This window comes from Roseburia sp. 1XD42-34 (genome assembly GCF_009917385.1).
GTDB lineage: Bacteria > Bacillota > Bacilli > Bacillales > Amphibacillaceae > Virgibacillus.
Genome location: NZ_QWLJ01000036.1, coordinates 18708 through 40684 on the forward strand (window position 1 = coordinate 18708; position 21977 = coordinate 40684).

Annotated in this window: 24 protein-coding genes and 1 other annotated feature; of the genes, 7 read left to right on the forward strand and 17 right to left on the reverse strand. The window is 37.0% G+C overall.

All coding sequences use genetic code 11. From position 1 onward, the window contains the following. Positions 1–498: 498 nt before the first annotated feature. Positions 499–894, reverse strand: a complete 396-nt coding sequence (gene spxA, locus D1839_RS15730) for a transcriptional regulator SpxA (protein WP_120378830.1) — start codon at positions 892–894, stop codon at positions 499–501. Positions 895–1297: 403 nt separating this feature from the next. Between spxA and D1839_RS21400 the strand changes: the two genes are divergently transcribed. After that, entirely contained in the window at positions 1298–1591 is a 294-nt protein-coding gene (locus D1839_RS21400) for a hypothetical protein (RefSeq protein WP_199689963.1), read from the forward strand. Beyond that, positions 1585–1857 carry a hypothetical protein gene (locus D1839_RS20450; RefSeq protein ID WP_199689957.1) on the forward strand — a complete coding sequence of 91 codons (273 nt, stop codon included), beginning with the start codon at positions 1585–1587 and terminating at the stop codon, positions 1855–1857. The genes D1839_RS21400 and D1839_RS20450 overlap by 7 nt, the downstream gene beginning before the upstream one ends. Before the next feature lie 554 nt (positions 1858–2411). On the opposite strand, the gene D1839_RS15740 is transcribed toward D1839_RS20450, so the two are convergent. Both D1839_RS15740 and D1839_RS15745 read right to left on the reverse strand, forming a co-directional pair. Beyond that, positions 2412–3047: a GNAT family N-acetyltransferase gene (locus tag D1839_RS15740; protein WP_442970625.1), complete on the reverse strand. Its 636-nt coding sequence runs from the start codon at positions 3045–3047 to the stop codon at positions 2412–2414. A 590-nt stretch (positions 3048–3637) separates the two neighbouring features. Then, the gene (locus tag D1839_RS15745) at positions 3638–4840 is read right to left on the reverse strand and encodes a putative glycoside hydrolase (protein ID WP_120378828.1); all 1203 of its coding nucleotides are present in this window, start codon (positions 4838–4840) and stop codon (positions 3638–3640) included. Positions 4841–5128: 288 nt separating this feature from the next. Between D1839_RS15745 and selD the strand changes: the two genes are divergently transcribed. From selD to trpS, 3 genes are all read left to right on the forward strand, one after another. After that, a complete protein-coding gene (gene selD, locus D1839_RS15750) occupies positions 5129–6178 on the forward strand; it encodes a selenide, water dikinase SelD (RefSeq protein WP_120378827.1) in 1050 nt (349 codons plus the stop codon). Positions 6179–6201: 23 nt separating this feature from the next. Continuing rightward, positions 6202–7248 carry a tRNA 2-selenouridine(34) synthase MnmH gene (mnmH, locus tag D1839_RS15755; RefSeq protein WP_199689956.1) on the forward strand — a complete coding sequence of 349 codons (1047 nt, stop codon included), beginning with the start codon at positions 6202–6204 and terminating at the stop codon, positions 7246–7248. A 162-nt stretch (positions 7249–7410) separates the two neighbouring features. Next, positions 7411–7588, forward strand: a binding site (T-box leader). A gap of 55 nt (positions 7589–7643) precedes the next feature. Continuing rightward, on the forward strand, positions 7644–8642 hold the full coding sequence (gene trpS / locus D1839_RS15760) for a tryptophan--tRNA ligase (protein WP_120378826.1): 999 nt from the start codon (positions 7644–7646) through the stop codon (positions 8640–8642). Between the two features lie 498 nt (positions 8643–9140). Here the strand turns inward: trpS and D1839_RS15765 are convergent, their stop codons facing one another. The 6 genes from D1839_RS15765 to D1839_RS15790 form a co-directional block, all read right to left on the reverse strand. Continuing rightward, positions 9141–9896 carry a YjbA family protein gene (locus D1839_RS15765; RefSeq protein ID WP_120378825.1) on the reverse strand — a complete coding sequence of 252 codons (756 nt, stop codon included), beginning with the start codon at positions 9894–9896 and terminating at the stop codon, positions 9141–9143. Positions 9897–10084: 188 nt separating this feature from the next. Continuing rightward, a complete protein-coding gene (locus D1839_RS15770) occupies positions 10085–10288 on the reverse strand; it encodes a hypothetical protein (RefSeq protein ID WP_120378824.1) in 204 nt (67 codons plus the stop codon). Between the two features lie 373 nt (positions 10289–10661). Further along, positions 10662–11903 (reverse strand): beta-ketoacyl-ACP synthase II, encoded by a 1242-nt coding sequence (gene fabF, locus D1839_RS15775; protein ID WP_120378823.1) that lies wholly within the window; start codon positions 11901–11903, stop codon positions 10662–10664. Between the two features lie 26 nt (positions 11904–11929). Then, positions 11930–12871: a beta-ketoacyl-ACP synthase III gene (locus D1839_RS15780; protein WP_120378822.1), complete on the reverse strand. Its 942-nt coding sequence runs from the start codon at positions 12869–12871 to the stop codon at positions 11930–11932. Between the two features lie 104 nt (positions 12872–12975). Next, positions 12976–13932 (reverse strand): BMP family ABC transporter substrate-binding protein, encoded by a 957-nt coding sequence (locus D1839_RS15785; protein ID WP_120378821.1) that lies wholly within the window; start codon positions 13930–13932, stop codon positions 12976–12978. A gap of 166 nt (positions 13933–14098) precedes the next feature. Continuing rightward, entirely contained in the window at positions 14099–14692 is a 594-nt protein-coding gene (locus tag D1839_RS15790) for a hypothetical protein (protein ID WP_120378820.1), read from the reverse strand. A 402-nt stretch (positions 14693–15094) separates the two neighbouring features. Here D1839_RS15790 and D1839_RS15795 point away from each other — a divergent pair, with 402 nt between their 5' ends. After that, on the forward strand, positions 15095–15268 hold the full coding sequence (locus tag D1839_RS15795; protein ID WP_120378819.1) for a DUF2929 family protein: 174 nt from the start codon (positions 15095–15097) through the stop codon (positions 15266–15268). Between the two features lie 408 nt (positions 15269–15676). On the opposite strand, the gene D1839_RS15800 is transcribed toward D1839_RS15795, so the two are convergent. Beyond that, complete coding sequence (locus D1839_RS15800; protein WP_120378818.1) at positions 15677–16015, reverse strand: hypothetical protein; 339 nt, start codon at positions 16013–16015, stop codon at positions 15677–15679. Positions 16016–16466: 451 nt separating this feature from the next. Between D1839_RS15800 and D1839_RS15805 the strand changes: the two genes are divergently transcribed. Beyond that, positions 16467–17303, forward strand: coding sequence for an undecaprenyl-diphosphate phosphatase (locus D1839_RS15805; protein WP_120378817.1), 837 nt, complete (start codon positions 16467–16469; stop codon positions 17301–17303). Positions 17304–17858: 555 nt separating this feature from the next. Here D1839_RS15805 and D1839_RS15810 read toward each other — a convergent pair. From D1839_RS15810 to D1839_RS15840, 7 genes are all read right to left on the reverse strand, one after another. After that, a complete protein-coding gene (locus tag D1839_RS15810; protein ID WP_120378816.1) occupies positions 17859–18170 on the reverse strand; it encodes a metal-sulfur cluster assembly factor in 312 nt (103 codons plus the stop codon). 289 nt (positions 18171–18459) lie between these two features. Beyond that, positions 18460–19221, reverse strand: coding sequence for a prolyl oligopeptidase family serine peptidase (locus D1839_RS15815; protein ID WP_120378815.1), 762 nt, complete (start codon positions 19219–19221; stop codon positions 18460–18462). A 233-nt stretch (positions 19222–19454) separates the two neighbouring features. Further along, a complete protein-coding gene (locus D1839_RS15820) occupies positions 19455–19625 on the reverse strand; it encodes a hypothetical protein (protein WP_158589604.1) in 171 nt (56 codons plus the stop codon). A 332-nt stretch (positions 19626–19957) separates the two neighbouring features. Further along, positions 19958–20230 carry a hypothetical protein gene (locus D1839_RS15825; RefSeq protein WP_199689955.1) on the reverse strand — a complete coding sequence of 91 codons (273 nt, stop codon included), beginning with the start codon at positions 20228–20230 and terminating at the stop codon, positions 19958–19960. A 14-nt stretch (positions 20231–20244) separates the two neighbouring features. Next, entirely contained in the window at positions 20245–21021 is a 777-nt protein-coding gene (locus tag D1839_RS20455; RefSeq protein ID WP_199689954.1) for a polymorphic toxin type 50 domain-containing protein, read from the reverse strand. 92 nt (positions 21022–21113) lie between these two features. Next, positions 21114–21560: a T7SS effector LXG polymorphic toxin gene (locus tag D1839_RS15835; RefSeq protein ID WP_286164834.1), complete on the reverse strand. Its 447-nt coding sequence runs from the start codon at positions 21558–21560 to the stop codon at positions 21114–21116. 156 nt (positions 21561–21716) lie between these two features. Then, the gene (locus tag D1839_RS15840; RefSeq protein WP_120378813.1) at positions 21717–21947 is read right to left on the reverse strand and encodes a hypothetical protein; all 231 of its coding nucleotides are present in this window, start codon (positions 21945–21947) and stop codon (positions 21717–21719) included. Positions 21948–21977: the final 30 nt, after the last annotated feature.

Below are 21977 nucleotides of genomic sequence, written 5' to 3' on the forward strand. Positions count from 1 at the left end.
TCTCCCCCTTCTTTTTTAGGTAGGTGGAAGGTACAGTCTTACCACATACAATTTATAGCACAATACCCTTATTCGTTTATTCTTAACCTTCTTGTATTCAGCATAAAAGGTTTCACATTCTCTCCTCTTTTCAACCAAGGAGACCTTTAAAAAAGAAAACTATACACTTAATCATATTGTATGATAAGAAGAGACGATTTGGAAACATATATGCCTATTTAATTAGTAACATATTTTAACCTATATTAAAAGATTTGTCACGTTCTTTTGGTGACGAATTTAGCAATTAAAAATAAACTGCTTTTCTTTACCTGTTTGTAGTGTTTTTAATACGTTGGCCTCTTTCCTATTTACAAGGCTGTATATATGTTTCCATGTAAAAAACACAGACCAAACATAAGGTCTGTGTTTTTTTACTAATCCCTCAAAGTTGCCGGCCACTTATACTTGCTTTAATATGCTGCCACAGTCATTTTCCCTAGATAATCCTATCCTTGGTTAGTTAACCATTCTCTGCGCTTCACGTAATTGAAATGTACGTACTGTTCTTGGAAGGAAACGACGGATTTCATCTTCATTATAGCCTACTTGAAGACGTTTTTCATCTAAGATAATTGGTCTTCTCAAGAGGCCTGGGTTTTGTTGAATTAAATGAAAGAGGTCTTTCATCGGTAATTGGTCAATATTTACATCTAATTTTTGAAAAACTTTTGACCGAGTTGAAATAATTTCATCCGTACCATTTTCAGTCATACGCAAAATTTCCTTTATTTCATCCAATGTTAACGGTTCGGAAAATATATTACGCTCCGTAAACGGTATATTATGTTCTTCCAACCATGCTTTAGCTTTTCTACACGATGTACAACTTGGTGAGGTATAAAGTGTAACCATCAAAAACTTCACTCCTCATTCTAAATAGTTTATTCCTTTATAAACTTTGAATGTTTTATCAAATTAAAATAAGTTTAAATTACCTTATATGTAGATTATACTACAAATGTCAAGCGAAAGGTAGAGGATATTTGAGAAAAATTTAGGTTTTGCACTTATTCATGAAATTATTTTTTATCAATTACTTGTAAGTTACCCATAATTATTTTTATTTAAACCTGCTATATGAAAAAATTACACATTATCTCTATTTTATTGAAGAATTGGTGCTGATTTTTTGATAAATTTAAATAACACCCTTAATCTTTGCAGGTTCTACAGTTGTTCACCTTACTAGTGCAGCAGGTGCCTTTGTAACGGTACTGTTCTTCGTATCTCATATTAGCGAACATTCAGAAATAAAATTAATACAATTCTAGGTCACAACATTCCGTTAGGTGTTTTAGGAGTTTTTATACTTTGGTTAGGATGGTTTAGTTTTAATGGTGGAAGCTCATTAGCTGCAGACCCTACCTTGGTTCCTATGGTAATCGGCACAACATTAATATCTACTTCTTCTTCGGTAATTGCTTCTTCTTTTTATTCTAAATTGCGGTTTAAACGGGTAGATGCCTCTTTGTCCTTCAACAGCATCTTAGGTGGTTTAGTTGGAATCACCGCTGGTTGTGCTGAAATACCACTGGTACCATTATGGTAGATGCGATATCTGGGTTCATACTAGTTGAAGGAATTCATTTATTAGGTACAAAACTAAAAATGGATGATCCAGTTGGCGCAATTGCAGTTCACGGACTTTGCGGTATTTGGGGGACACTGGCAGTCGGTCTTTTTTTCAACTTCTTCTGGCTTATTTTATGGAAATGGTTTAACACAACTTGGCATTCAAAGTGTTGGTGTTATGGCAGTTGGCTTTTGGACTATGGCCTGTTTAAGCATTTCTTCTATGGGCCATTAAGCAAGTAACTTCATCACGGGTTTCAAAAGAAGAAATAGCCGGGCTGGATTTTAGCGAACACGGTTCAAATGCTTATGCATTTAAAGAGGTTGTTATCTCCAGTGACAAAGCATCTATAATCCCCGAACTTGAGCTAGCTGTTAAACTGAATCATTTGTCTAAAACGGAAGAAGTTGGCTAACGTCCCCTTCTCTTAAATAATTTTTATAGAAGATTTACATTGCACGCATTCTGCCAATATTGCTACATCCGTCTACAAGATGCTTGTAAATCGTAGAAAAGCGGCTGAACATAAGCAAATACTAGCAAAAGCCGAACAATAAATCATAATTGTTCGGCTTATTTGCATTTTAAAAATTTCTATCACCGCTGTGTCAAAATACTTAGCTTTCTGCGGGCACGGTCTCAGCTTCCTTGGCTTTCCTGCAGGATCTTCAAACTCGCGCTGTTCCCGCACTCCCTATTTTGACAACGCTAAAACTTGCGTGTACACCATTGACGATTTATGGTTTGTTTTTCAATCAGCTGCTTTCGTTATGCTCCTACCTCTTTTCTATTCCTTTTACTTATCAACTTCCAAATCATCAAAAATATTATTCATACCTCGATTCTCATCATATGTTAAAACTTCATCTACATGCTGGTAAGACTGACCATAAACTTCTTTATCCTTATACGTATGGATATCCTTATACATTTGCTTCATCTGTTCATATATAAAATCCTCTGATTCATCATTTGGCGACCAATATAGTATTTCCATTTGTGTATCTTTATCGGTAGCAAGTGAACGTCTGCTGTATCCAATGGATTGTGCGTGTGTAAAACCTTCTCTCCGGTAAAAGTGCAAACGTTTTGCTGTATCCGTATCTTCATAATCCACTGGCTCTACCTCTAAGATAATCGGTTTATTCTTTTCTTTTAGTTTCTTAATTAAAGAATGCCCAATTCCTTTCCCTCTTGCTTTAGCTGACACCCATAAATAATCAATAAAGATGAACGTAGCAAATTCCGCATACATCAATACATGCAAATCACTTTCATCCTTATAGTAGACATCAGCTTTTTCTTCCAATAGCCTTTCCATATGTTCCTTTGACTTCATCTCTTCTACTGGAAAATACTTATTTAACTTCACGTACCAATTCATTGATCTACTCCCTTGTTTTTCGTAGTCCTTATAAGTATAACGAAAAATAGAATATTTGTTAAATTGCCACTACACGTATTTTAGATTTCACATACGGATAGGAGCTCATGCAAAGAAATGAAAAAAAGAATACTGGCAAGAAGTAACAAAGGTTTTAGCAACATAGCGAATGGAACAAATCAACGAAAGATAAAACGAACCTTCCATCAGTGGGGTTTTTCTTCATCCCCGCTGATGGTTACACAAAGGTATGACCTAAAGGTCTTTGAACGAATCGAGGATTTTAGGTGCTGTTACCTCCCGCTTCGACTTGTTCAGCTCATATCTTCCATTCTTAGACCGCGGGAGTCTACAACGCCTTTTTACGGGATAAAGGAGTCATACTACTAAAATAGGGGTATGTCGACGTCCGAGGGCAAGCCCGTTTTTAGCCGGTCCTCCTCTTGTAGGAGGACCGATGATGACTTATCGTAGGTCAATAAAGTGAAGTCGCCTAATTGCTGGGCGCTTAAGCCGGAAGTGGCTATTCCATTATATCGTTATCCCAAAGCAACCATTTTTATGCTTTCTTATCTTTTAAAAAAAATAGAAAAGCTTTACTTTTCCTAAGAAAAAAGCAAGCTTTCCCATCATCTTTACTACTCTTTTAATCCAATTGTATAATCAACATTTTCTGTATACGTATTACCAGCATTCCAAAGCAGGAATTCGTTTATTCCATTCTCATACAATGCCTTAATTTGTGCTTCCACTTCAGCTTTTCCGTATTGTTTCGTTGCACCTGAATATAACCACGGTGCTTCAAAGTCCTGTAGCCAAGGCCTTGATACTGGAGGCTCTTCTAATGCTCCCAATACTTTATTTTCTACTTTCGCATATTCTTTCACTAATTTGTATGGCTCTGCATCTGGATTTTCAATACCAAAATAGGAAGTCCAATGACTCGGATAAATCATCGATGAAATAATATCTACGTTCTCAGATATTTTGGAGAAATTTTGCCCAATTCCTGGCGCCTCTTCAATTGTAGCCGCATAGCCAAAAATGTCTACGGAGACATCAACATCATAATTGGATAATTCTTCTCGAGCGTATTTCACAAAATCAGTAACTGCTTGAACGCGCTTTTGAACATCATCTAAATCACTGTCCTTATAATCTCCTAAGCTATAATCCAATTCCTTATCTCTCGTTTCAAATCCTTCTGGAAAACGAACATAGTCGAATTGTATTTCTTGAAATCCCATCTTTGCCGCCATTTTGGCTACTTCTACGTTATATTCCCACACTTCTTTTTGGAAAGGATTAACAAACGCTTCACCTTTACCATTAACCCACACTTGCCCGTTTTTCTTGAATGAAAGTTCAGGACGTTTCTTTGCAAGAACAGAGTCTTTAAAGACAACGATTCTAGCAATCGGGTAGATCCCTTTTTCCTCAAGCACCTCCATCATTTTCTCTGGTTCCTTAATATAATTTTGTGCCATATCTTTATATGGTGATCCTTCCTCAGGTGTAAAGGTTAAATGACCATTATCTTCTTTCACATCAATAACCATTGTGTTTAATTCGGTTTTGTCAATAAGATTAACAAGGGAGTTGAATTTACTTCCTCCTGCAGAATTTCCAGTAACATATATGCCACGTACTGCATCTGGATATTCAAACTGATAATCTGACGTATGTACAAACCGTTTCATTTTATCGTCTAACGGCTTTAGACTAAATTCACGCTCTTGATGTAAACTAGCAGTTGTAGCTCCTTCCCCATGTGCAATTACAGGAGCACTTAGTATTGCAATGCTAATCGCTGAGATTAGTAGATTCCGAGTTTTTTTCATACATATCAATCTCCATTTTAATAATATGATTCTAGTATAAAGGAAAATATGTCAATTTTGAATGAAAAATATCATTTTGTGTTGAAAATGATCACCATTACCTATATTACTGGTTAGTTAGAAATAATTAACAGTAAAAGGAATTTTTCTCTTCATTAATCGCTAACTCATTATAGAAAACATGTGCTCTTTTGTCGCGTATTTAATTACATAACCGCCCCTATATGCAAAATCAAAAAGTTTGTTCTATAATATGGGATAGATATATGAAGAAAGGAAGTCTTCTTTATGACGAAGAAAAACGTGAAGCTTACCACACTTACTACCAAAGGAGGGTGTGGCTGTAAAATCGGTCCTGCTGATTTAGCAGACATCTTAAAACAGCTCCCCTCACCCATCCCTAACCCAAACGTCCTTGTCGGCTTAGATACGAGTGACGATGCAGGAGTATATCAAATTAATAAAGATACGGCCATCGTGCAAACGGTAGATTTCTTTACACCCATTGTAGATGATCCATATTCATTTGGACAAATTGCTGCAGCTAACGCTATTAGTGATATTTATGCTATGGGTGGTACACCGATAACGGCATTGAACATTGTTGCTTTCCCAGTCTCCACCTTAGATAAGCAAATTTTAACCGATATCCTACGTGGTGCTGGTGATAAATTGACAGAAGCAGGGGTTGCGTTAGTAGGCGGACATTCCATTGATGACAAGGAACCAAAGTTCGGTCTCGCCGTAACCGGGATCGTACACCCTGACAAAGTGCGAACAAACAGCGGGGTACAGCCAAATGACAAACTAATTCTGACAAAACCAATTGGTGTAGGTGTCTTAACGACATCGATTAAGCGAAATTTACTTACAGAAGCTGAAACCAAGCATGTCACTGAAGTAATGGCTACTTTAAATAAAACAGCCGCTGATATCATGCAGCATTATGAAGTACATGCTTGCACAGACGTCACTGGTTTTGGATTGTTAGGTCATGCTACCGAAATGGCAATAGGTAGTGGAGTCAGTCTTACTATTTACGACCATAAAGTCCCTAAACTACCTAGGGTTAAGGAACTAGCAGAACTAGGTGCTGTTCCTGGCGGTACAAAGAATAATTTTCAACATGTAGAAGGGAATGTAACTTTTCCTAGTAGTATGGACCAAATAGAGCGGTGGATTTTATGTGATGCCGTTACTTCAGGTGGACTGTTAATGGCTGTAAAGGATGCAGAAGCTGCGCAACTGCTATCTGAACTACAAGCAAAAGGTATACATGCAGCTATTATTGGGGAGGCTACGGAAGATACAAAATCACACATTTACGTACAGGAATAATCTAGGAAGAGGTGGCAAAGCATTTGCAAGATATTACAATTGAAGAACTTAAATCGATGAAGGAAAAAAAGAAACTTACGCTTATTGACGTAAGATCTCCTTCTGAATTCAACACCGCCACTATTCCAAGCAGTATCAATATTCCTTTTTTTAATGATGAAGAGAGAGCAAAAGTGGGTACATTGCACAAACAAAAGAGCCCTAAAATAGCTAGAGAACAAGGCTTGAAAATAATATCTGCAAAACTGCCTGACTTTGTGAAAAGCTTTTCAAATATAGATGGAGAAAAGGTTGTGTTCTGTTGGCGTGGTGGCATGCGCAGTAAAACGACAGCGACTGTTTTAGACTTAATGGGGATTGACGTTTATCGATTAGATGGTGGTTATCGCAGTTATCGAAACTGGGTTGTGAACAAGCTAGAAAACTTAAATTGGAATGCGAAAGCACTGGTGCTAAATGGTCATACTGGATCAGGAAAAACAACTATACTTAGAAGATTAGCAAAGCTAAATTACCCAGTTCTTGACTTAGAAGGAATGGCAAATCATCGCGGGTCCATATTCGGTCAAATAGGCTTACAACCACATAACCAAAAAACTTTTGACGCGTTACTCATCGAACAAATAGACAGGATAAAACAAGCACCTTTTATGCTTATTGAAGGTGAAAGCAAGCGAGTAGGTAGAGTGGTTTTACCAAATTTCCTTTTAACAAAGAAGGCGGAAGGCACACAATTCATCATTGAACTTCCCATCGAAGAACGAACCGCAGAAATTATAAAAGAATACGAACCTTGGAAGCATAAAGATTCATGTTTAGAAGCATTTAAACGGATTAAAAAGCGCATCCATACACCCGTTGCTAAACAAATCGAAGCGGAATTAAAAACAGGACAATACGAAATCGCAGTCATGCTATTGCTCAAATATTATTATGATCCTTTATACGACTATACAACAAAACAAATACCCGATGAGAAAAAAATTATAATTAAAGCAAAGGATATCACCGAGGCCTATCTCTTACTAAGAGAGCAGATAGACGAAGTTATCGCGTCGCATACCATCTAACTTTGACTTTCATGAAAACTATTTCAAGTTTACAGGAGACTGTGTCTGCAGTCTATCAACAGTATTGATATAGCTGAACATCATGAAGTGAAGCACGCCCAAATCTAATTCGTGCTACTTGCATTTCCCCAAAAGACTATATATAATATTAGAAAATCAATATTACTAGCGATGACAAAGATAAAGTACAATTGCCCGCTGATTTTTAGAGAGCTTATGGTTGGTGGAAATAAGCATCAAGGTGAATTGGAATTGGGCTTTCGAGCTAATGAGCTATTAAGTGATTCTACATAAAATGTAGAATAATTAAGGGTGGCACCGCGGTTCAATCGTCCCTATTATAGGGAGTGATTGAACTTTTTTGTATGGAACAAATTAACATAGGAGTGAACAAGATGGCAACGATTTTTTCAGGAATTCAACCTAGTGGCACATTAACACTGGGAAATTACCTTGGGGCACTGAAACATTTTACAGAGCTTCAAGATGACAACACATGTTATTTTTGTATTGTTGACGAACATGCTATTACCGTTCCGCAAGATCGATTAAAACTTCGAAATAACATTCGATCGCTTGCAGCCTTATATTTAGCAGCTGGTATTGATCCAAAAAAATCAATTTTATTTATTCAATCAGAAGTACCTGCACACACGCAATTAGGATGGATGCTACAATCAATCAGTTATATGGGTGAGTTGGAACGTATGACTCAATACAAAGATAAATCAGCAAATAGAGAAACTGCTATTCCGTCAAACCTACTCACCTACCCTACCTTAATGGCGGCTGACATTTTGTTATATCAAACCGATATCGTTCCTGTTGGAGAAGATCAAAAGCAACATTTAGAATTAACGAGAAATTTGGCACAACGATTCAACAATAAATATAACGATATCTTTACGGTGCCTGAAGCGAGTATTCCAAAGGTTGGCGCTCGGATTATGTCCTTGCAAAATCCGATAAAGAAAATGAGTAAGTCAGACGAAAATCAAAAAGGATTCATATCTATGCTCGATGAACCAAAACGGATTGAAAAGAAAATAAAGAGTGCAGTAACTGATTCAGAAGGAATCGTGAAATACGATAAAGAAAACAAGCCAGGAGTATCTAATCTGTTGTCCATCCATTCTATTTGCTCCGGCGAAACGATCGAAGCACTAGAGGAAAAATATGCAGGAAAAGGTTATGGCGAATTTAAACAAGGAACAGCTAATGCAATAATTGATGTGTTAAAACCAATCCAAGACAAATACTATTCCTTATTGGAATCAGACCAATTGGACAACATTTTAGATGCTGGGGCCGAAAAAGCTTCCATTATTGCTAATCACACTGTTGTGAAAGCAAAAAAAGCGATGGGCTTAGGAAGAGTAAAAAAGAAAAAATAGCTAGTTCCGGTAAGCTACACAATCCAACTGTTTTGAAGCGTACTAACTATTCATTTCGGAAAGTACCACATAGACTTCGTAATTGGCATAAAGTAAGAACTATAAATCAGTGATAGATAAAGGAAATCTTGAATCAGTGGGGTTTTTCATTCATCCCCTACTGATTGTTAATATAACCTAAAGACATCCTACGAAATAAGGCGTGTAGGTGTTGTTATCTCCTACATAGACTTGTTGCACAATACAGATTACCCAACTTCTAAAGTGGGAGCCTTACAGCACCTTATATACGGGATAAAAATATCCACTGATGGTTAGTACCCCAACCTAAAGGTATGGAACAGACTCAGAAATATGACTTGTGGTTGCATCCCTTGTTTATCCACGGCTTTACCATCTAGAGTGGAAGATTATCTTAATGCCGTCCATTACATGGATTAGAAATCAAAAAAGCGGGCGAAGCTATATAAAACAGTTCACCCGCTTTTTCATGTGCCCTTACTGTGAGGCATTTTGTTCTTGCCCATTTTCTATTTCCCACATTTTCTCCAAGAAAGGTTGTCCCTTAATAAGCTTACGACATAAATCCTCATGTCGATAACTCCAGCCTTTTTTTACACCTTCATATAATGCATTCCACACTGCATCTTCGTCCATAAACCGAATATACGGGTAGCGCTTTGGGTCCCATTCAGTTAACCAATAACGTAATTCTTCTAAATGATTCGTTGTTCGCAACTGATCTAACCCCATCATAAGTAACTGTTTCAACTGACGCTCTCTTCTAGTTAACCCAAAAATAAGCTCCGGTGGCATAGAGAGCATGTGATATTCTTTCTTATAATTTCTAGCGACATATTTGTAAGACTGTGCTTTTGCGTTTTTAATCATGTCATAGACAAGTTGTTCCTGTCTAGGAATCAATCTACTTTTCCTCACAGGTATTCGGTATCCAATCGTGTCAAATACAAGGGTATTATTCCCATCTGTTATAATGCTAGCATATTCTAGAACAGTCCTTTCCTGTCCTTTACGCATATAAGCACGCTTATAAATAGCGTCTAATAATGGTTTTGGGAGCTCTTGCATGTCATTTTCAATATAAAAAAACAGTTCTTCTGTTATGTATAATAACGGTACCTGATCTAGTAGTTCGATGCCGTCTTCTTTACGCCATTCGTGAAAATAACAGACGTTATAGCCATTTTCTTCTCCCTCAAACCAATTTACCCAAACGTCATGCATGTATAGCATAAAACAACCCTCACTTTTCATCTGAACTTAACATACATTATGACCATCAATGGAACAAAATATTCTATATGTAACGTGTTAATTTATAATTTTATGCTTTAACATACAGGTTAAAGGGCTAGATTATTTGAAGGATCGTAACGTAAGGAACTTCAGAACTAAGGATTCTATTACGTTTGTATTTACTATTAATGATTCGGATAACGTTTTAAAGCAATATGCATGAACAACAGACCTATTGGTAAAAAATAACATTCTACTCTACTTGTAATAAAGCTCATATATTCTCCCCAAGATAAACCCGCTGGAAGGAAATTCATATATGCAATGATGGTTACTCCGCCCATAATAGAAAAGCCAAAGCCTATTAAAAATAAGAACATGTATCCCATTTTCGTCTCTCCTACCTTGTCTCTTTTTATATAGACTATGCTTGTCCTATTCCATACATGAAAAAAAGCCGATCAAAAAGATCGACTTTTTTTAAAATGTAAAAATACAGTAGACTCTTAATTCAAGCGTCGGACACCATAAAATAAGTTTAAGCGAGAAATAACAGCACCTAAATTCACGATTCGTTCGGTTCAATAGGATGTTGCCCGCAGAAAACATGGCTCCGAAAAAAGCGTTCTTCTCTTTCAATGATAAGAAAGACAAGGTAGCGACCTACTGTGTGCAGAAAGAGTGTGTGAATAATCACGTCTGCGATCTAGCCTTTAATTTAGTATGCCAAAGAAGACCTTCACTGATTGAAGTTTCACTTTTTTAAGCTTGATATTTTTTAAAAACTAATGCAACGTTATGCCCGCCAAATCCAAGAGAGTTAGTTAGTACAGTATTGACCTCCTGCTTTCTTGCCTTATTTGGAACATAATCTAAATCACAGTCAAGATCGGGAACTTCATAATTAATAGTTGGCGGAATTATATCTTCCACAATCGCTTTTATAGAAATCACAGACTCTACGCCTCCAGCAGCACCCAATAAATGACCGGTCATTGATTTTGTTGAAGAAATAGCAACATCATTTGCGTGGTCACCTAACACTGCCTTAATAGCGGCTGTTTCAAATTTATCATTAAGCTCTGTGCTAGTTCCATGTGCATTAATATAATCCACTTCAGTTGGGTCAACGGCTGCATCATTTAAAGCCATTTCCATAGCACGTGCTGCCCCCTCCCCGTTTTCAGCTGGTGCAGTAATGTGATAAGCATCACCAGTAGCCCCATAACCGACAATTTCAGCATAAATATGAGCTCCGCGAGCCAATGCTGTTTCTAAATCCTCCAACACTAAGATACCACAGCCTTCCCCCATCACAAATCCATCGCGATTTTTGTCAAATGGGCGGCTTGCTTTATTAGGATTTTCATTTATGGAAAGTGCTCTGGCAGAGGAGAATCCGGCAAATGCCATGTTCGATATAGGCGCTTCCGTTCCCCCAGTAATAATCGCATCGGCATCGCCACGTTGAACAGCTTTAAATGCATCCCCAATAGAGCTTGCTCCAGAAGCACAAGCCGTCACGGTACAAGAATTTATTCCTTTTGCTCCCAAGTGAATAGATACTTGACCTGCAGCCATATCCGGAATCATCATTGGAACAAAGAAGGGGCTGACCCGTTTAGGGCCTTTTTCCAATAGCTTTCGATGTTGATCTTCCCATGTTTGCATACCACCGATACCACAACCAATCCAAACCCCCACTCGATTTCGATTGCTATCATCAATAGATAGTGCCGCATCTTCAACCGCCATTTTCGATGCTACAACAGCATATTGTGTAAATAAATCCATTTTACGAACATCTTTTTTATCAATAAATGGGCTTGGGTCAAAATCTTTCACTTCTGCAGCTACTTTAGCAGGAAATTGTTCTTTATCTACTTTTGTCACAAAGTCAATACCTGATTTCCCAGAAATCAGACTTGCCCACATGTCGTTAACGTTATTTCCAACTGGTGTAACTGCACCAAGTCCTGTAATTACTACTCTTCTTTGTTTCATATGGTTTTCCTCCTAGTTCCATACAGTTATCTTCCCCATCGTATTGCCAAGGCTCCCCATGTTAAACCGCCGCCAAAGCCAACTAAAACGATCAAGTCACCGTCTTTTATTTTACCATCTAAGACAGATTCAGACAAAGCTATTGGGATAGAGGCTGCAGAGTTATTTCCATATTTTTTAATGGTTTTAGCCATCTTATCTTCGGAAATTCCCAAACGCTGACGAGCAGCATCCATAATACGAATATTTGCTTGATGTGGAACTAAGTAATCGACATCATCTTCATCGTATCCCGCAGCTTTAATAACATTTACGGACGATTCTGGCATTTGTCTGACTGCAAATTTAAACACTTCACGTCCATTCATGTATAAATAGCCAGTGTCTTTTTCTTGCTTTAACTCTTTTCCCCCTGCTCCGTTAGCTCCTAATTCAAACGCAAGAATCCCTTTCCCAGCAGATACCTGCCCTATAACGGCAGCACCCGCTCCATCACCAAATAACACACATGTACTGCGATCAGACCAATCGGTGATTTTTGACAATTTTTCTACCCCGACGACTAATATATGTTTATATGTGTTTGTTTCAATAAATTGCTTTGCCGTTACCATTCCATACATAAATCCGGAACACGCAGCGCTTATATCCATAGCTGCTGCATTCTTCGCACCTAAACGGTCCTGAATGATACAGGCAACAGAAGGAAACGGTGTATCAGGGGTTACTGTTGCGACTAAAATAAGATCTATATCTTCAGGGGCCAGATTCGCTTTTTTTATGGCTTTTTCTGCTGCTAAATATGCCATATCTGAGGTATCCATATCTTCTTCTGCTATTCTTCGTTCTTCTATACCTGTTCTCGTGCGAATCCATTCATCATTTGTATCAACGATCTTTTCTAAGTCATGATTTGTAACGACTTTTTCAGGCACGTAATGTCCTAAACCCAAAACACCAACATCCATTTTTCCATCTCCTTAACATACCTAAGTTATTATCTATTATTATTACTTGGTACTAATTTTAATGTATCACTTTCCTTTTTGCAAGCTGAAGCTTTGCAATTAGACTACAACTGTGGGAATAAGTCAGTCTCTATATAATGTTCAATTGCCTGATTTATTTCATATTGATAAGAAACAGGTACTTCATCATTGAAAGGCGCTAGAGAAACCGCCCCATCCTGAAAATCGACAGTTTTCAATTTTCCTGTTAAATTGCCTTCATTCATTTGTTCAGCTACATCATGATAAAGCCCGTCTACATGTTGAACAGTCGAAGTTAGAACAACATTCTCTGCTAATTCAGATTGATCTGTCATATATCCAATTGCGTAAATATCATCTTTTTCTGCTTGTTTAATTATTTCTTTACTGAAGGCATCACCTATGGGGTAAAACACATCTGCACCACCAAGCTTCATTTGCTGATAGACGTCGTTGGCTGTTTGTGTATCATTCCAATCATTTAAAAAAGCCAATTCCACTTCTGCTTCTGGATTTACGTTTTTAACCCCTTCAAAAAAGCCCTCAATTTCTGGTTGCCATTCATAAGCTGCAACAATTCCTACTTTATTTGTAGCAGTCATTTTTCCAGATAACATACCTGCGAAATAACCAGCTGCATGCATATCGAATGTAAAACTAGTTACATTTTCTGCTGCATAAGATCCATTAAAATAAACAAAGTGAATATGCGTATAATTTGCAGCAATATCTGCAAAGTATTTTCCATAATGCGAATTGTGCCCAAAAATAAGGTTTACTCCTTTATTTGAAAATTCCTCTACTGCTTCGATAATCTCTTTTTCTGTTACAATATTTTCTTTATAGAACACATTAATACCAAACTTTTTCCCTAATGAAACAAGACCTTGGTAACCTTTTTCATTCCATACTTGATCAGAGATATTTTCACTTAATAGCATACCTACATTCTGTAATTGTTTCTGAGCTGGGGAAGAACTGCAACTACTTAATATACTTAGCATCATCAAAACGCTGACAAACGCAAGAAAAATTCGCAATTTGAAGCACTCCTGTCTATTTAACGGTGGTTAAACGAAGTAATTGATCACATATGCGGAAAATCAAAGCCATTTTCAGGTTAGTTAAAATGTGCATAGCACGTTCAATAAAAAATAGCAAAATAAACACTCGCTTAGGTGCCTGATGGTCTCACTAATAGTAACTTTAATCATTACGTAACCGATAATTCCGATAGTGCTGGATGACCTGTTTCACCTTATCTTCTTTAGGTCTATTGTCCTGAATTTTCACAAATTTATCAAGGTTTATTTTTTTTACAGTGCCCTTGATATGATGTAAATCCGTTGTACTTAACCAAGTAATAAAACGTGCGACAAAATCCTGAATATAAGTTGCATGTTGATTAAAATTATCGGATGAAAAGGAAATAAATTCTTCTTGAAAATACATGCCGCTTTCTGTCATTGGCATCCATTCACCAAATAGAAGTGGTAATTCAATATATAATTCGTTTGAACTTGTAAGATCATTTACCGTTATTGGATGTGCAAGGGTGATAAAAAGCTCTGATGAAAGGGTAACATCTATGTTCATTGGTCCCACCTGAATGATTTGATCATACGTATTATTTTTTTTATCTATAAAGAATGAGAAATTGCTGTTTCTACCAAAAAAAAGAGTTAGTCCATCATCTTTCTTATCGTTTACCAAACCTTCTACTTTCAATCCTTGTTCCAGTAATCCATTAACAATATGAAAGCCAATCCAATGATTACAATTAACAACTAAAGTAGCCAAACCAATCACTCCTTTGTGTCTATATTAAAAATAAATCTTTATTAAAAATTTTAAGATAACTGCTATCCTTTATTAACAGTGCACGCACCAATATACTCCACGCCTCTGTTTTCAACACTCAGGATAGCGCCTTTTGATAAAATGAACCTTCGGGGTTTTCATTTAGCCCCCACTGATTGCTAGTACCGCAATGGTATGACCTAAAGACCTCTAAACGAATTGGGCATTTAGGTGGTGTTGATTTAGTTGCAGTACAGACTATTCAACTCCTTGGAGGGGGAGCCTTACAGCATCTTATATATAGGATAAATGCAATTTATACTTTTTTTTTCATACGTGTTTTGGTAAACTAGAAGAAGAATACTTGTAATCAAAGTTATTGTAAAAAAATGAGGTGTTATCATGCGATACATTGTTACACTTATCTGGTCATGTTTAATAGGGGCTGCTGTATCCTATGTTCTGTCAAGTATGGGAAGTGAACCGTTCAATTTAACAGCAACGATAGGTTTAGCGGTCGTCTTTTTTATTACGATCTCTGTATTAGGCGACGGTATTTTGAAAGAAGATATCTAAAGTGACGAAAGTTCTATAAAGTGAACCTTCAATCAATGGGGGTTTTCTTATCTCCCACTGATTGAAGAAGTCCAAAGGATCAAAACTGGCGTTCTTGAAAAAGAAAAATACTTTTTCTGCGCGTGTAGCATCGCCGACGTAACTTTCCTTTTCCTTGAAAATAAAACGAACCATTTTTTTACATGGGATTTACTATCTGCAGGACTGGGAAATTACACCCTTGCTTTGTTTGCTTTCCATATGAATGCATGCTTTTTCATACATAAACTATTTGTTTAGCTTGTAATCATGCTATATAGAAATAAAGCCCACATCTAACTTTTGGCAACTTATGATGTACCTAATGTAAGTAAAGCCCTTGCCTCCTTTTACGTTTTTAGGCAAGGGTTTCGTTTTGGTAAGATCTATTCAATACCATGGTAAGATACTTAATGTAGCTAAAGCTGTAAGTGGTAAGATTAAACGTCTAAATCGGGAAGGGGGATACCCAAATCCTCCATAACCATAACCTGGACCGCCATAACCTGGATATCCATAACCGAATTGTCTGTGGTGAGGGTTTTCCCCTTGTTGCATATGCGAATGATGTTGTTCATGTGCTTCTAAGGGTACTGCCAAATAAACTGATTCGTGATCCAAGCCAGTTATAATACCGTCAATACTTGATCCATCTACTAACTCAATAAGCACATAAGCATGCATATGATCTTTACAAACGTCGTATATATGTTGATGACTGTGATTCATATTATCTGCCTCCTCACCACTCAGCCTATTCATTTGCCCATGGGTTGGTGACTTGTATCATGATGGATCTCTACTTGCAAAGACAAAATAAATAACATGGTGTAAACTATCGAATATTTCAATCATTTAATCGAATAAAGTCTTCATCAGTGGGTTTTTTTCATCCCCACTGATGATTAGTAGCCGAAGGATCTAGAGGTCTCTTATGAAACAAGTGCATTTAGGTGCTGTTACCATCCAATTAGATTTGTTGCAGCATGTTTCTCCAGTTCTTGAAGCCAGAGTCTTACAGCACCTTATATGCAGCGTAAATATCAATCAAGATCCAACTAGGAAGGTATTGAATCAATGCTTACAAAACTGTAAGCTTACTGAAAGGAAATTCAATACCTGTATTTTCCACTCGACATTAAACTGACAATAGAACAAACATAGGGAGAGGATTTTTTCAATGGATGCAATAGCTGATCTGAGCATCATTTTAAAATATTTACTACTTGGCTTATTTCAAGGGTTCACGGAACCAATTCCTATATCATCAAGCGGTCATTTAGTTATGCTTCGAGATATACTGAACCTTCAAGTCGAATTAGCTGGATTGTCATTTGAAATTCTAGTAAATTTCGGCTCACTCATTGCAGTTTTAGTCATTTTTCGTAAAGATTTATTTCGTCTGACAAGAAATGGTTTGCGCTATATTTTCCAAAGCGATAGAGACTCTGAAGCAACGGCAGACTTCCAGTTTATTTTATTCTTGATTATAGCAACAATCCCTACTGGAATCTTAGGGTTTTTATTAGAGGATTATATCAGTGAAAAACTAAGTAAACCTATCATTGTCGGCTATACACTGCTGATTACTGGGGCGGCTCTATGGGTGATTCGTAATCTTCATGGAAAGAAAAACGATGGTGACTTAACGATTAAGGATGCCCTTATTGTCGGTGCTGCCCAGGCTGTTTCTTTAATTCCTGGTATTAGCCGTTCTGGTGCAACCATTGTTGCTGCAATGCTTGTCGGTATGAAGCGAGAAACAGCTTTCCGCTTTTCATTTTTACTTTATATTCCAGTTAGCCTTGGGGTTACTATTTTAGGAGTTAGTGATATCGTAAATGATGATAAATTTAGTGCACTATTAATTCCTTATGCCATTGCGTTTTTAGCATCCATAATTGCTTCCTACTTCGCACTTAAATGGTTTGCTAATATTATGGCGAAAGGAAATCTGAAATATTTTAGTTTTTATTGTTTTATAGTCGGAATACTGGCGATCATCTATTTTTTATAGTGCATGTTTAAAACAAATAAATAAAAATACAGCAAAAAAACGTACACACCGGATAGTTTAAAGATATAAGTGACAAGAAGAGCTAGTGATTACTTATCAGAGGGAAAACCTCGGAGTTAACTACAACGTAATGTGCAAAAAATGACCCACAGTTGGATTATTTCATAAACAATGAAAAAGCAGCCATCCCCTCCTAGTTGGGACAGCTGCTTTTTCATTTGCGTTGACTGACTGTGTTATGTGAACAAAGGCGCGGGGATCCCGGTTAGCAACGTAGCGACCGGAGCGAAGCAACTAAAGTTTTAGGAATCATGCCACTAAAAACTGGGGTATGCCGACGTGGGGCGGCAAGCCCGTTTTTAGTCGGCCCTCCCCTTTGTAACGAACCGATGATGACTTATCGGAGGGCGATTCGTGAAGTCGCCTCGTTGCTGGGCGCTTACGCCGGACGTGGCTTATTCGGTTATTTTGTTATACATAAGCCACTAATTGTATGCTTTCTTAACTGATAAAAAAGTTTATTCATTGAAACGAGCAGTAAGCTTTTTGGTATGCTTAATCTGGGATGCCTAACGCAATTTTTGCGTAACGTGACATTCTTTCCTTTCCCCACGGGGGATTCCAAACAATGTTAACTTCTGTCTCTTTAACCTCTGGAATATCTGACAATGCATGCTTAACATCCTGCTCGATATGTCCAGCAAGTGGACAGCCCATAGCAGTAAGTGTCATGGTAACTTTGCATAGACCTTCTTCATCTAATTCTACATCATATATTAAACCTAAATTGACGATATCAATGCCTAATTCAGGATCAATAACATTCTCTAATGCGCCCCATAGGTTTTCTTTTAGAGCTTCATCCATATACTTTTCCTCCTCCAACTTAGTTACTACTATTTAAACATATTTTTGATTAGAATTAAAGAGAATTTGGCTTGTTCCAAGTAAACAATCACAGTGTTTGCTTAGCTGTCCTTTCCTTGTCGCTTCACATTTTTAATACGTCGAGTTCCTCTCTTCTTTAGCTAAAATATTATATTCAGCATACGTACCAAAGAGCTTGGCGATTGAAATACAGACTAGGAATATATTTTTAGTTTCTCTATTAACACATGGCTCGGACAAAATTCTTCTCTACATTACTTACCCTCCGTTATAAATGATTTGCAAACCACTTTACTGTCTCCAATGTAGCATACCTTCCTACTTTATGTCCCCGATTAGCTTCTCTTATAAAAACAATATCATCCGGATTAAAATAACTTGGAGCGACTTGCTCATAAAAAGTATAAGCATGATGGAACGGTACAATTTCATCCTCTTCTCCATGCCAAAAAAACAGTGGACGCTGGTTTAGTTTTTCTGGCTGTTTTGACAAGTCATAGTTAGCTAATTGATCCAATAAATCTGATATTACTTCTTGTTTGAACGGTAGATCGCCTTTTTTCTTAAATTCATTCAAAATAGCATTAGCAAATGTTGTAATTTTAGGTGTACCCATTAATATCGCTGCTGCTTTAATCCAATTATATTGTGTCATTGCGGCAGAGGTAGTTATTCCTCCCATACTTGTTCCAGCTACACCAAAACGATTATCTAATAGTAACCCAGATTCATCAACATAATCTTTTACGTATTGCAATTCAATAACATTTTGCATGACAATATCCCAAAAAGACAGCTGCCTCTTATTAGCCGAAATCCCATTTTCTCTGGCACCATGATATTTACTATCAGGCAGAATAACGCGATATCCATGTTGGGCAAGCAAGTAGGCTAACGGCAAATTATGTTCCTTTGCACTTGTAAAACCATGAAAATAGGTAATTACGGGTAAAGCAATTCCTTCCTTTTTTGTATCAACTACGATTAAACTTGGAATGGTGTTGATTTCAGCTTCATAAACTCCTATCATGCTACAGTCCCCTTATGTACGTATTTGTATGCTTTTCATTCTACTATCCAATAGAATTGCTATCAACTTTTTAAGCTATGCTGTAGTTACGGTTAACGATTTTTTATTTTAAAATTTAAATATCCTCCGTCAGTAAAATTTCTACGATCATATATCAGCTTGATAAGCAATTTTTCATCTAAAATACGTAACAAAATGCGTTCCTATATCAAGCTTGTTATTCAGCAAATCTATTAGCAAGTCAGAGCTAATATTGCTCCTAAACCAACAGTTGTCAAAGTATTTTTGTTAATCAGTTCTAACAGAATTTCTTGTTTAGAAAATACCAGTGATGTTATCACACCTATAATTAATGTCCATCCAGGAATTCCGTACCTTAATAAGTATTTGGTTTCAAATCCCAACTAGAAATCGCCTCCCTTCCTTTATAGCTATCCCCTTATTTCACCACCTATTAGATAATAAAATCTTTAAGAGGTGTTTCTTTAATATTTTCTTTAATACTTTTATATATAATGAGGGAAAAATTTTTACTGTACTCTACGTAGGGTACAGTTAAGGTATACTCTAATTAGGGTACAAACAAAAGTTCCTATACTTATAAATAGACTTTATAAAAAAAGAAAAACCTTGAAAGGCTTGCCCGATCAAGGTTTTATGTTAACTATGTTCTTATTTTTAGCTATCCCTTTTCCACACACATTGCCCGTTAGTTAAATAAACTGCACTTGGTGGGTCATCCGTAGAGAGAGATTTCAACCAATGAACTTTTCTCTTGTCTTAACCAATTATATACACTACCTTCATTAGTAGGAGGATGCGATAAAATGCGATTAACTTGAAATGCAACCGCATGATACTCTGTATAATTCTCATCATCATCATCTAGACCATTATCTGTCTCGAAAAGTGTATCTGGTTCACCAAGAATTTTCAATCTACTCTCCCATTCTATTATTAGTTCACCACCATTATTTTTTAATGCATCTATTAAAGGATCATATCCCATACATATCCTCCTTTTTACTTTCTAAGTGGTTCTGAAGGTACAATATGAGCGCCACTCTTACTATAATGTATCATTCCTCTAGTAGTATTTGTGTATTTGCCAGTATCCATATCATAATACTTACCTATTACTTGATCAAATTCTACTCTTTCTTTATTTTTGTTAATCGAAGTTCCCTTCCCTGCAAACTTATCGAGCAGTTCCTGTGCTGTTTTATTATCCCCATAGAATATACTCTTGTTTTTCCCATTTGCTAATTTTTGTTTATAGTTTGGAGTATTAGGAATATGCTTCTCCTGAGCACCTGACTTTACTTTAACTGGAAATCCATTTACTTCACGATAAGGTCCTACAGGTACTGATTTCTTTTCATAAGAAGGTACTCTATTCTCCGTATCCTTAACTTTCTTCGCTGTATGCTTACCCTTATCCGCAAATTTAATAACTCCGCCAGCTTTAATCAGTTTTAAAGGTTTCCCCACTGGAAGAATAGAAGCTCCCGCCCATATTCTTTCACCCACAGAGGCTTCTGAATCAAGAACCGTATTCACATCATCCAATACAACGAAGTCTAAAGCCTCTTTGGAAAGTTTTAAGCCCGCTTTACCGGTCTTATATCCTGCTAATCCTACATGTAGACCTGCTTTGACTACCCCATCAGTAGCTTTTTCCACCCAGCTCTTTTCCGGCTCTTTTGGCTTGTGTCGATCGGCAGGAATCGTATCCACTAATTCATATTCTACACTTCCAGATTCGGATTGGAACTTCCTTACGATTCTACTATCCGTCAAGATATAGTAAGTTCCCTGACGTACCTTTTTATAGTCCGAGACCTCTACTGCGGAAATGACTTGGTGTTCAATGGTGGAGAACTGCTGTGTAGTTAAATAGTCGCCTGATGCTGCTGTAGATGCATCGATCGGTAACTATAATCCATTGTTTTCAACCCAAAGTGTTTCTGTAAATACGGAACCGGAATAGCTGCAAATCGACTATAGCTATAAAGTAGAAGCTTACCTGCTTCGCCGAGCACTGCCTCTAGCCCAATTGCGTTTCTAATAGCCTTATTCTCAATACCAGCCACAAGTTCTTGATGAAACTTTTGATCATCTAGTTGTCTGGCTTGGTAACTGTCAATACGTAACTTTCCATTGTTGCCTAACTCACGGATTTGAGTCATATAATTCTTCATCGTTTTTAAATCTTGTTCTATGGGGTCTAGCTTAGCTGTATTGTGGCGGTCAAAAGCATGGAGCTTCTCTATCGTCTGACGGTTCATCTTTTTCGCGTGTTGTACGTTTTCTAGGAAGCGGGTACAGGCAAAAGTTATAAATGCTTTTGGCTAACAAGAACAATTGGAACAGATCAATTCTATTACCCTCCTTTCCATCGGTACCTACCAACTTGGTAGTAACTGAAAAATTATTTGTTTTCTCTTCATATAGCGCCTGTCCGTGCGATATTTTATTTACCATTCGTTCATGATTTACATAATAACTTCTAAACTCTCTTTATAGAGCCAAAAGCGTTTCCCCTTTTCTTTTCTCCTTTCCAACAACCTCATGCGTTGATCGGAGAGTATTTCATTTTCAAGAAAAGATTTGCTCATGCAAGTTCTTTTGATCAATTCATTTTCTAATGCTTCATCAAGCTTTGCATTTACATAATCCTTAATTTCCTTGTGGTTTATATCAATATTGATATTAGCGAATGACAATTAATTCACCCCTCCGTTTCATTCAACAGA

Bases quoted from the DNA above. Each gene is read 5' to 3' on its own strand.
- spxA (WP_120378830.1), bottom strand. From the start codon at position 894: ATGGTTACACTTTATACCTCACCAAGTTGTACATCGTGTAGAAAAGCT.
- D1839_RS20450 (WP_199689957.1), top strand. From the start codon at position 1,585: ATGGTAGATGCGATATCTGGGTTCATACTAGTTGAAGGAATTCATTTA.
- D1839_RS15745 (WP_120378828.1), bottom strand. From the start codon at position 4,840: ATGAAAAAAACTCGGAATCTACTAATCTCAGCGATTAGCATTGCAATA.
- selD (WP_120378827.1), top strand. From the start codon at position 5,129: ATGACGAAGAAAAACGTGAAGCTTACCACACTTACTACCAAAGGAGGG.
- trpS (WP_120378826.1), top strand. From the start codon at position 7,644: ATGGCAACGATTTTTTCAGGAATTCAACCTAGTGGCACATTAACACTG.
- D1839_RS15765 (WP_120378825.1), bottom strand. From the start codon at position 9,896: ATGCTATACATGCATGACGTTTGGGTAAATTGGTTTGAGGGAGAAGAA.
- D1839_RS15770 (WP_120378824.1), bottom strand. From the start codon at position 10,288: ATGGGATACATGTTCTTATTTTTAATAGGCTTTGGCTTTTCTATTATG.
- fabF (WP_120378823.1), bottom strand. From the start codon at position 11,903: ATGAAACAAAGAAGAGTAGTAATTACAGGACTTGGTGCAGTTACACCA.
- D1839_RS15780 (WP_120378822.1), bottom strand. From the start codon at position 12,871: ATGGATGTTGGTGTTTTGGGTTTAGGACATTACGTGCCTGAAAAAGTC.
- D1839_RS15795 (WP_120378819.1), top strand. From the start codon at position 15,095: ATGCGATACATTGTTACACTTATCTGGTCATGTTTAATAGGGGCTGCT.
- D1839_RS15800 (WP_120378818.1), bottom strand. From the start codon at position 16,015: ATGAATCACAGTCATCAACATATATACGACGTTTGTAAAGATCATATG.
- D1839_RS15805 (WP_120378817.1), top strand. From the start codon at position 16,467: ATGGATGCAATAGCTGATCTGAGCATCATTTTAAAATATTTACTACTT.
- D1839_RS15810 (WP_120378816.1), bottom strand. From the start codon at position 18,170: ATGGATGAAGCTCTAAAAGAAAACCTATGGGGCGCATTAGAGAATGTT.
- D1839_RS15815 (WP_120378815.1), bottom strand. From the start codon at position 19,221: ATGATAGGAGTTTATGAAGCTGAAATCAACACCATTCCAAGTTTAATC.
- D1839_RS15825 (WP_199689955.1), bottom strand. From the start codon at position 20,230: ATGGGATATGATCCTTTAATAGATGCATTAAAAAATAATGGTGGTGAA.